Origin of the sequence: Micromonospora sp. NPDC004551 (assembly GCF_040609975.1) — a bacterium.
Lineage (GTDB): Bacteria > Actinomycetota > Actinomycetes > Mycobacteriales > Micromonosporaceae > Micromonospora.
In genome coordinates this window covers 270484-278049 of record NZ_JBEXLM010000005.1, presented here as the reverse complement: position 1 = coordinate 278049, position 7566 = coordinate 270484, and the positions used below count along the sequence as shown (strand labels likewise).

8 protein-coding genes and 1 pseudogene are annotated in these 7566 nt (G+C 68.9%); 5 read left to right on the top strand and 4 right to left on the bottom strand.

The genetic code is table 11. The features are described from left to right. Positions 1 to 157: heme-binding protein (locus ABZW14_RS09400; RefSeq protein ID WP_355342434.1), on the top strand; the 157-nt coding region annotated here is incomplete at its 5' end. A gap of 140 nt (positions 158 to 297) precedes the next feature. Then, complete coding sequence (locus ABZW14_RS09395; protein ID WP_355342404.1) at positions 298 to 696, top strand: VOC family protein; 399 nt, start codon at positions 298 to 300, stop codon at positions 694 to 696. 316 nt (positions 697 to 1012) lie between these two features. Here ABZW14_RS09395 and ABZW14_RS09390 read toward each other — a convergent pair whose 3' ends face one another. Beyond that, positions 1013 to 2146 (bottom strand): VCBS repeat-containing protein, encoded by a 1134-nt coding sequence (locus tag ABZW14_RS09390; RefSeq protein ID WP_355342401.1) that lies wholly within the window; start codon positions 2144 to 2146, stop codon positions 1013 to 1015. Between the two features lie 272 nt (positions 2147 to 2418). Between ABZW14_RS09390 and ABZW14_RS09385 the strand changes: the two genes are divergently transcribed. Next, positions 2419 to 3459, top strand: coding sequence for a DUF4034 domain-containing protein (locus ABZW14_RS09385; RefSeq protein WP_355342398.1), 1041 nt, complete (start codon positions 2419 to 2421; stop codon positions 3457 to 3459). 94 nt (positions 3460 to 3553) lie between these two features. Here the strand turns inward: ABZW14_RS09385 and ABZW14_RS09380 are convergent, their stop codons facing one another. Next, the gene (locus tag ABZW14_RS09380) at positions 3554 to 4096 is read right to left on the bottom strand and encodes a dihydrofolate reductase family protein (protein ID WP_355342395.1); all 543 of its coding nucleotides are present in this window, start codon (positions 4094 to 4096) and stop codon (positions 3554 to 3556) included. Between the two features lie 99 nt (positions 4097 to 4195). On the opposite strand from ABZW14_RS09380, the pseudogene ABZW14_RS09375 reads away from it, so the two are divergent. After that, positions 4196 to 4295, top strand: a pseudogene (locus ABZW14_RS09375) (integrase); the annotation flags it as partial. Positions 4296 to 4556: 261 nt separating this feature from the next. On the opposite strand, the gene ABZW14_RS09370 reads toward ABZW14_RS09375, so the two are convergent. After that, on the bottom strand, positions 4557 to 4991 hold the full coding sequence (locus ABZW14_RS09370; RefSeq protein WP_355342392.1) for a hypothetical protein: 435 nt from the start codon (positions 4989 to 4991) through the stop codon (positions 4557 to 4559). A gap of 10 nt (positions 4992 to 5001) precedes the next feature. Then, positions 5002 to 5403, bottom strand: a complete 402-nt coding sequence (locus ABZW14_RS09365) for a hypothetical protein (protein WP_355342389.1) — start codon at positions 5401 to 5403, stop codon at positions 5002 to 5004. Positions 5404 to 5846: 443 nt separating this feature from the next. On the opposite strand from ABZW14_RS09365, the gene ABZW14_RS09360 reads away from it, so the two are divergent. After that, entirely contained in the window at positions 5847 to 7433 is a 1587-nt protein-coding gene (locus ABZW14_RS09360; RefSeq protein WP_355342386.1) for a hypothetical protein, read from the top strand. Positions 7434 to 7566: the final 133 nt, after the last annotated feature.

The following is a 7566-nucleotide window of genomic DNA, read 5'->3' as shown; positions in this document are numbered from 1 at the left end:
ACACGGCGGCTGCTTCCCGATCATCCTCAAAGGCACCGGCCCGGTCGGCACCGTCACCGTCTCCGGACTACCCCAACTCGACGACCACCGCCTCGTCGTCGAAGCCCTCGAACTCTTCCTGAACTCCAAGGATTCCGAGAAGAGGGCCGCACCCTGAACGGCTCGTCGTCCGGCCGGCGAGGCCCGGCACGACCGTCAGCTCGCCGCAGTGCGGGGAAGCCACGGCGACAGTGATCAAGGTATTTTGGCCCGGCACCCGAGAACTTCTCTGCGCGCACCTGATCATCTAGGAGAGTCGTGACAAGTAGGTTTACGGAGTTGGTCGTCGACTGCCGTGATCCGGAAAGGCTCGCGGCCTTCTGGTGCGCGGTCCTGGACTTCACGGTGATCGATCGGGGCGAGGGCAGGGTCGAGATCGGTTCCTGGGTGCCGACCGTCGAGGATGTGCGGGCCCGTCAGATGCCGCCAACCCTGCAGTTCATCCGGGTACCCGAGGGCAAGACCGTCAAGAATCGGCTTCACCTCGACGTCAGCCCCATCGACGGAAGCACCGAGGATGAGGTGACCAGGTTGCTCAGCCTTGGCGCCACCACCAGGGATGTAGGCCAGGGATCGGGGCGCAACTGGGTGGTCATGGCCGACCCCGAGGGCAACGAGTTCGACGTTCTACGCAGCCTGGCACCGCAGCAGGACTAGCTTGATCTGCAACCTGCCAGCCGACGGGCTCGGCCGGGGCCACGCGGCTTCGACCCGTAGCTCGGACTTCTTCGGCCCGTTCCTGTGGGGCTGCTGGCCGGGCCGTCCGTGGGCCGGCAGTCGTGGCACGCAGAGGCTTTGAGCGGGCACGAGCGGTATCCAGCGCTGCCGCCGGCCGCAGACTGTTCGGGCATCACGGCCCGGTGAGCGCGCTCTTCCGAACTGCGGCCACGACCTATCGGTGGGCCAACTCGTCGTCGCGGTCCGGGACGGCGGCCGTCCCGGACCGCGTCAGGGCCGAGCGTCGATGCTGGGCTCAGTTGGTCAGGTACAGCCACACGGTTCCGACGGATCCCGCACCGTTCGGCACCGCCAGGTCGTCCTTGCCGTCGGCGTTGAAGTCGGCGCTGTTGGGGATGCCTGGATCCCCGTCCACAGCCAGTTCCAGCGGCTCTTGGAACGTGCCGTCACCGTTGCCGAGCAGTACGAACACCACCGACGACACGGCGAAGGCCAGGTCCTGGTGGCCGTCGCCGTCGAAGTCTCCGCTGGTCGACGTCTCCGCCCAGCGCACCGGCACGGTGCGCAGGTCGCCGAAGGTGCCGTCGCCGTTACCGACCATCAGCCAGGCGCTGTCGGAGTAGCTGTTGGTACGAGCGACGACGATGTCGGGGATGCCGTCGGAGGTGAAGTCGTCAACCACCACGTTGCTCGTAGCGTTGATGACGTCGATGCGCTGCAACGGGTCGAAGGTCCCGCCGGCCCGGCCGAGCGAGATCAGCACGTCGCTCGAGAACGGCACGCTGGCGACGAGATCGGCAACGCCGTCGAGATTGAGATCGGCGGTGCGCAGATCGGCGAGGGAGCCGTACGAGGCATCGAGGATCTGGCCGGGGGTGAAGTCGCCGCGGCCGTTTCCTGCCAGTATCTGGATCTGTGAGCGGCTGGAGAGTGTGACGGCCAGGTCGATGTGGCCGTCGTCATCGAAGTCCTCGGCGACGATTCCCCACGGTCCGCTGGATCCGCCCAGGTCGAGGTGTCGGGGCGTCTTGAACCGGCCGTCGCCCCGTCCGATCGCGATGGAAATGCTGTGGCCGTTGGTGCCCTCGCCGTTGTTGGCGGTCACGAGATCGGGGCGATGATCGCCGTCGATGTCAGCGACTGCGACGGTGAGCGGACGGCTCCCGGTGCTGACCTCCGGCATCGGTTGCAGCACACCCTCGCTGGTACTGGTCAGGATCGACACGGTGTTGCCGAGTTGGTTGGCGACTGCCATGTCCTGCATGCCGTCGCGGTTGAGATCGCCGACGGCGATGGAGAACGGCGAATAGCCAGCCGGATAGTCGGTCCTCGGCCCGAAACTGGCGGTGGCCGCCGAGGCGGCTGGTTGAACCGCTACCACGGCCAGCGCGGTGACCAGCAGCGGCACACCAATGGCACGGATACGCATCAAGGACCCCTCTCTTCGGGTTGGCGACACGAACGCATCGATGTCATCCGAAGTCTTGCCGTGTGCGGGTTAAGAGATCACTAAGAACGTGCTATCTGGAGGGCAACCTTGGATCCCGTACACGTCCGCTACGTGTCGACTGCCCGGTGATAGGGCGAGCAGCCAAAGGGAGTAGCCACATCCGCGACCGGTAGTGGACGGCCGTCAGAGGCTCGCGCGGAAGCGGATCCAGACCTGAGGCGGACGCCAGCTGATGCTTACCATCCTTCGTTATGATTCCGACCGTGTGGCGGCTGCTCACCCGCCAGATCGATACCAACCTGGCTCAGGACGACGTAGTGCTGCGCGAGGCGTGCATGGAAGCGCGGTACGGCACCGACATCGGGCCGGCCCGTAAGGCCTTGGCTGCCACCCGGGGGGACTACGACCGTCGGGCGCGCTACGTCCGCGTACTCGCCGAATCGACCGCACATGGGCTGGGATCCCGAGTCGACCGCACGACCGGTCGGGTCGACACCGAGGCCGCCTGGACCGACCGCTGGGCGGCGGACTCACCCAGCAACCCCGATGCTCAGCTCGTACGTGCTCAGTCCCTGATGGCGCGAGCCTGGGAGGTGCGCGGCGGGGACTGGGCCGCCAACGTCCGTCCAGAGCGGTGGGCTGAGTTCAGCCGCCTGCTGCACCTGGCGGGTCAGGTGAACGATCTTGCAACGCGGCTCGCACCCGAGGACCCCACGCCATGGGCGAGCCGGCTGCGCCTCATGATCGACCAGAGCGCGCCACGGGAGGACGTCGAGCAGACGTGGCGTGAACTTACCCGGCGAGACCGCTGGCACCGGGACGGGCACACACTCAAGCTGACCTACCACTGCAGGAAATGGAGCGGCTCGCACGAGGCCATGTTCGGCTTCGCGCGGTCGGTCGCCGCCGCAGCGCCTGCGGGCTCGCCGCTGCACGTGCTGCCGGTGCGGGCCGCCGCCGAGTGGGCGCTGTGGGAGCAGGAACGGGAAGCTCCAGGTATCACGGCCGACGACATCGGCCAGCGGTGGCGGCAGGATGCGGTCATGCAGTCCGATCTCGACAACGCGCTGTCCCGGTGGTTCCACCAGCCTGCCACCCGCCACGCCGACTGGCTCAACGACGTGAACTTCCTGGCGTACGGGCTGGCGCGCACTGGCCGCGACGCGGACGCCGCGCCGGTCTTCGCGTCGATCGGCCGGTACGTGACCAGCGTCCCGTGGTCCTGGTGGGGTGGCGTACGCGGCGATGCAGCCTTCATCCGAGCCCGCCGCCGCGCCCGCCGCGCTGCCTGACCACCCACTGAATCGACACTGTCAGCGTTTCTGGTCAGAGCACCTGACGTCAGGGTGTCCGTTGCGCGCTGGTGTCAGCTGCTGGAGGCTGCGCCTACTTTCGTACGCGGAAACGGAGCATGGTGACGGCGCCCGACTGGGTGTTGCTGAAAGGTTCCAGGTCGATCCTGTCGAGGCTTGGGGGCGAGAAGCGGACACCGTCGCCGAGCAGCACCGGTAGGACATACACCAGGATCTCGTCGACGAGCCCGTGCTGCAGGCACTGGGCGGCCACGTCAGCACCGAGGATCTCCAGGTTCTTGCCGCCCGCGGCGCTGCGTGCCGTGGCAACGGCTTTCTCGATGTCACAGGTGAGGAACGTGACGGTAGGGTCCGGCTCGTCGGGAGGCTCGTGGGTGAGGACGAACTGTGTTCCCCCGTCGTAGGGAGTGTCCTGGTCGGCCATACGCTTGGCGACCTCGTAGGTGCCCCGGCCGATGAGCATGGCACCCGTGGCCGTCATAACCTCCGGGAACGTCACCGCAGTCATGTACTCGAAGATCCAGTCCATCGCATGGCCGGGACCGGCGATGAACCCGTCCAGCGACATCGCCCTGTTCACGACCACTTTGCCGGTGCCGATGCTCACATCGCTCATGCGTCTCTCCAAGGATTTGGGGGCCTGGGGCCGAAGCATAGTTCGGCCGGTGAGGGCGACGGCCGCATTTGCACGCGTATCTTTGGTTGGGCTCAACGGAACATCCGGCATCCGGATGTGCTGGTCGCGCAGCGTCGGGAACGTGCCCGCGTACGGTGTGAACAACACGTGGGGCCGTCCCCGGTGCCGGGCTGCGTAACCAACCCGGTGGTCGTTTGTGGTTACCCGCGCCAGCCACCTGTGGCCGGCATCGGCCGGGCCGGCCGGCCGGCCGTTACCCGTAACGCGCCGCCTTGTCTGACGAACGTGTGTGAGCCTGCTGCGGTGGAAATCTGGGATCATGACGGCAGGCTCTACGAGGTCAACCCGTACGACAGCCTGCCCGACGGCGCGTGGCAGGACGAGCTGGTGGGACCGATCGGGGCACCGGCGCCAACAGATGGACTCTGCCCAACCTCAGCTAAGAAGCGTCAGCCTCGCGGGAGCTGCGCAACGCGCCGACGGCCACCAGTCCCGCACCGGCGAGCGCGATTGCCGCCTCTATGGCCCGCGACACCTGAGGGAAGCCTTCCGTTGACGTGCTCACCGCCACCCCTACCGCCAGGAAGGTTCCGTCGGCAGGTTTGGCCATGACCCACCAGCCTGACCATGCCGCGGCGAGATCCGAGTAAGCGCGAACCGCTCCGAGGGACAGCAGGACCAACCCCACCGGGAGCAGCCACCGCCGGTCGGCCCGCCGCCCCGACAGCGCAAGGGCCCCCATGGTTACGAGGGCAGCGAGCAGCGCCGGCCACACCGTCCCGAGCAGGTCCACCAGCGAAGAACGGCCGAACCCCCGCGCGAAGCTCAGCCCGAACCAGGCGAGTAGCAGCAGCGCGAGGACTGTCGTCGCCATACCCCGGCGCCTACCCGCGTGACGGTAGCGCCGACACGGCGGCCGCGAGACAGAGAACGCCAACCGCCAGACCCAGTGCGGCGACCCTCTCCCGGTCGATGAGTTCCCGCCAACGGGTCAACATGGACGTCTTCGCTACCCCTTGGCCGTACGTCAACCAGCCTGCTTCATCGACCTGCTCCTGGTACCAGAACAGCCTCATCGCCGCCACCACGGCCAGCAGCCCGACACCGGCGGCGACGGTCCACCGCACACGGCGCGCACCCCGGCTCGCCACCACGTAGCCGAGCAGCGCGAGCAGCATGACCAAGCCGAACTGCAGCGACGCGGCTGTCATCGCGAGCAGCGCCGCCGCAACCGAGAGCACACCAGCCGCGGCGGATGCAACGAGCAGGCCGAACGAAAGACGCATGGCCAAGATCGTGACACAAGGGCCGGAAGCGCGCGTAACCCAAGAATGTGGAGCGGACCGCGTCAGCCGCAGAGCCTGACACGGCCGACTCGTGAGGGCCACGATGTCCCCGGGCGTAGTGTCTGAGATCTCCCATTCGGCCGGTCACCCGGTAGCATGCGGCGGACGACGGGCGGCAGTCGGAGCGGGGCTCCGGTGCGACGCGGCGGGCGGCACCGCCGGGTCAGGCGGCCGCGGCGCCGGCAAGGCCGGGGCCGGAGTGAGAGAGGAACCTGCTCGGCGTGTTCCAGGAATCGAACCGGACCAGGATGACCGGCGGAAGCCCGACTGGCGGGACACAAGGCGCCGCCGGCGGTGCGCCAGGAGTTGACCCGCCATCAACGTGGGACGCGGGCCTGGCCAAGGCGGTGCGACAGGTCGCCGTGCTACGTACCGGGTTCTACGTGGTCGTGCTGCTGGTCGCACTCGGTGGCCAGGTGTCCGGGGCCATGGAGCGGCTCGGCATGCCGTGGTACGTGGCCCTTCCTGCCGTTGGGGCGCTGGAACTGGGCGGCGTCGTGGTGCTGGCGAACGCGGATGTTCGCCGCCGACTGGGCGAACGGGCGATCCTGTCGCGCGTGCTGTCGGCCGCCATCGCCGCTGGGGCGGTCGTCTTCAACTGGCTGGCTCACGCCAACCACCTCGAAGGCGGCTTCTACGCGGGCATGTCCCTGCTCGGATATCTGGTGTGGCTGATGAACACCGAGAACCAGCGGCGGGACCGGCTGCGCGCCCGACAACAGTTGCCACCCACCACGCCGGCGTACGAACCGGTCGGACACTGGTTGCAACATCCGTGGCTGACCCGCCGTGCCCGCTCGTTGGCCAAGGCCGACCCCGGCCTCGGGTTGTACGACTCGCTCGACGCCGCCCACACCCAGATCCGCGGCGAGCGGCGGCAGGCGGCGCTCAGCAAGGTCCTGCACCGCAAGATCCGTCGAGCACTGGACGCCACGACCGCCGACATCGCTCTGGCGGTGTACGACCTCGACGAGATCGCCCGCCGGCTGGGCGAGCAGGCGGACTACGACGGGCTTACCGCCCTCATCGCGGCCGACCTGGCACCGGAGCGCGTGCTGGCCGGGAACCTGCCAGCAGGCGGCCGCCGCCGGTGGTGGCGTCGGGCCGGTCAGCCCGACCCCGTCGCACTCGCCTCGGCTGCGCGGCTGCTTGCCGACACCCCGGCGGGCCTCGTGCGCGTCGCCGAGCAGCACACGGTGGCCCCTGCGCCGGACGCAGCCCCCGCGCCGGACACGGTCCCCAACTCCCCGTCAGTACACGCGGCCGAGGCCCGCTCAGCGGCGCCACGAGCGGCCGGGGACGACGTTCACCACGTGAAGGCCACCGAGCAGGCGGCAGACAGTGCCGAGCGGCTGCCATCGGAGCGAACTGAGGCGGAGACGCCCGACCGTACCGCCCTGCAGATGAAGCGGACCGACGGCGACCCGCTCACCTCGAGCACCGATCAGCCCGATCCGTCCCGCGCCTCTGACTGGGCGGCGCTGCATGCGGAACTTGCCCCGCTCCTGCCGGCAACCGCACCGCGCCGGACAGCGCGCAACACGGTAGGCCGGTCGGCCACCGGTCGCGGGGAGACGTCGGCTACCACGGACGCGCCGGGCTTCGTCGCCGAGCAGCCTGCCCCCGCGCCGTCGGCAACGACCCGCAGCCCGGCACCGATCACGCGAACCGCCACGGGCCGGGCCCGCACAACCCGAATCACCGACCCGGCAGGTGAGCCGGGGCCGGTCGCGCAGGTCACCCGAGAGCTACCGCTGGTGGGCGGGCGGGACCTACCGGACCTGGTAGACGCCGCAGCGAGCCGCACCACCCCGCCCGCCGCGATCTCCGACACCGCGGAAGAGGCCACCGGACAACGACCAGCATCAAGACTCCAACAGCACCGGCCGGACGAAGCGGACCCACAACCGCGCTCGGAGACAGCCCGGCGTCGGTCCAGCACCCGGTCGGCCGAGACCGGCCGGCGCTGACCAAAAGAATGCCCTGCTCGCCACCACGCCGATGGACGCGAAGCCGGTCGGGCCTCACGGTAGTGCCCCGGACGGCAGTCGACTGCCAAGCGTCGACAGCTCGCGCGTGACGGTCGGCGGAAGGATGTCGCCA

Excerpts from the sequence above, each read along its gene's own strand:
- ABZW14_RS09390 (WP_355342401.1), bottom strand. The coding sequence starts at position 2,146 with ATGCGTATCCGTGCCATTGGTGTGCCGCTGCTGGTCACCGCGCTGGCC.
- ABZW14_RS09385 (WP_355342398.1), top strand. The coding sequence starts at position 2,419 with ATGATTCCGACCGTGTGGCGGCTGCTCACCCGCCAGATCGATACCAAC.
- ABZW14_RS09380 (WP_355342395.1), bottom strand. The coding sequence starts at position 4,096 with ATGAGCGATGTGAGCATCGGCACCGGCAAAGTGGTCGTGAACAGGGCG.
- ABZW14_RS09370 (WP_355342392.1), bottom strand. The coding sequence starts at position 4,991 with ATGGCGACGACAGTCCTCGCGCTGCTGCTACTCGCCTGGTTCGGGCTG.
- ABZW14_RS09365 (WP_355342389.1), bottom strand. The coding sequence starts at position 5,403 with ATGCGTCTTTCGTTCGGCCTGCTCGTTGCATCCGCCGCGGCTGGTGTG.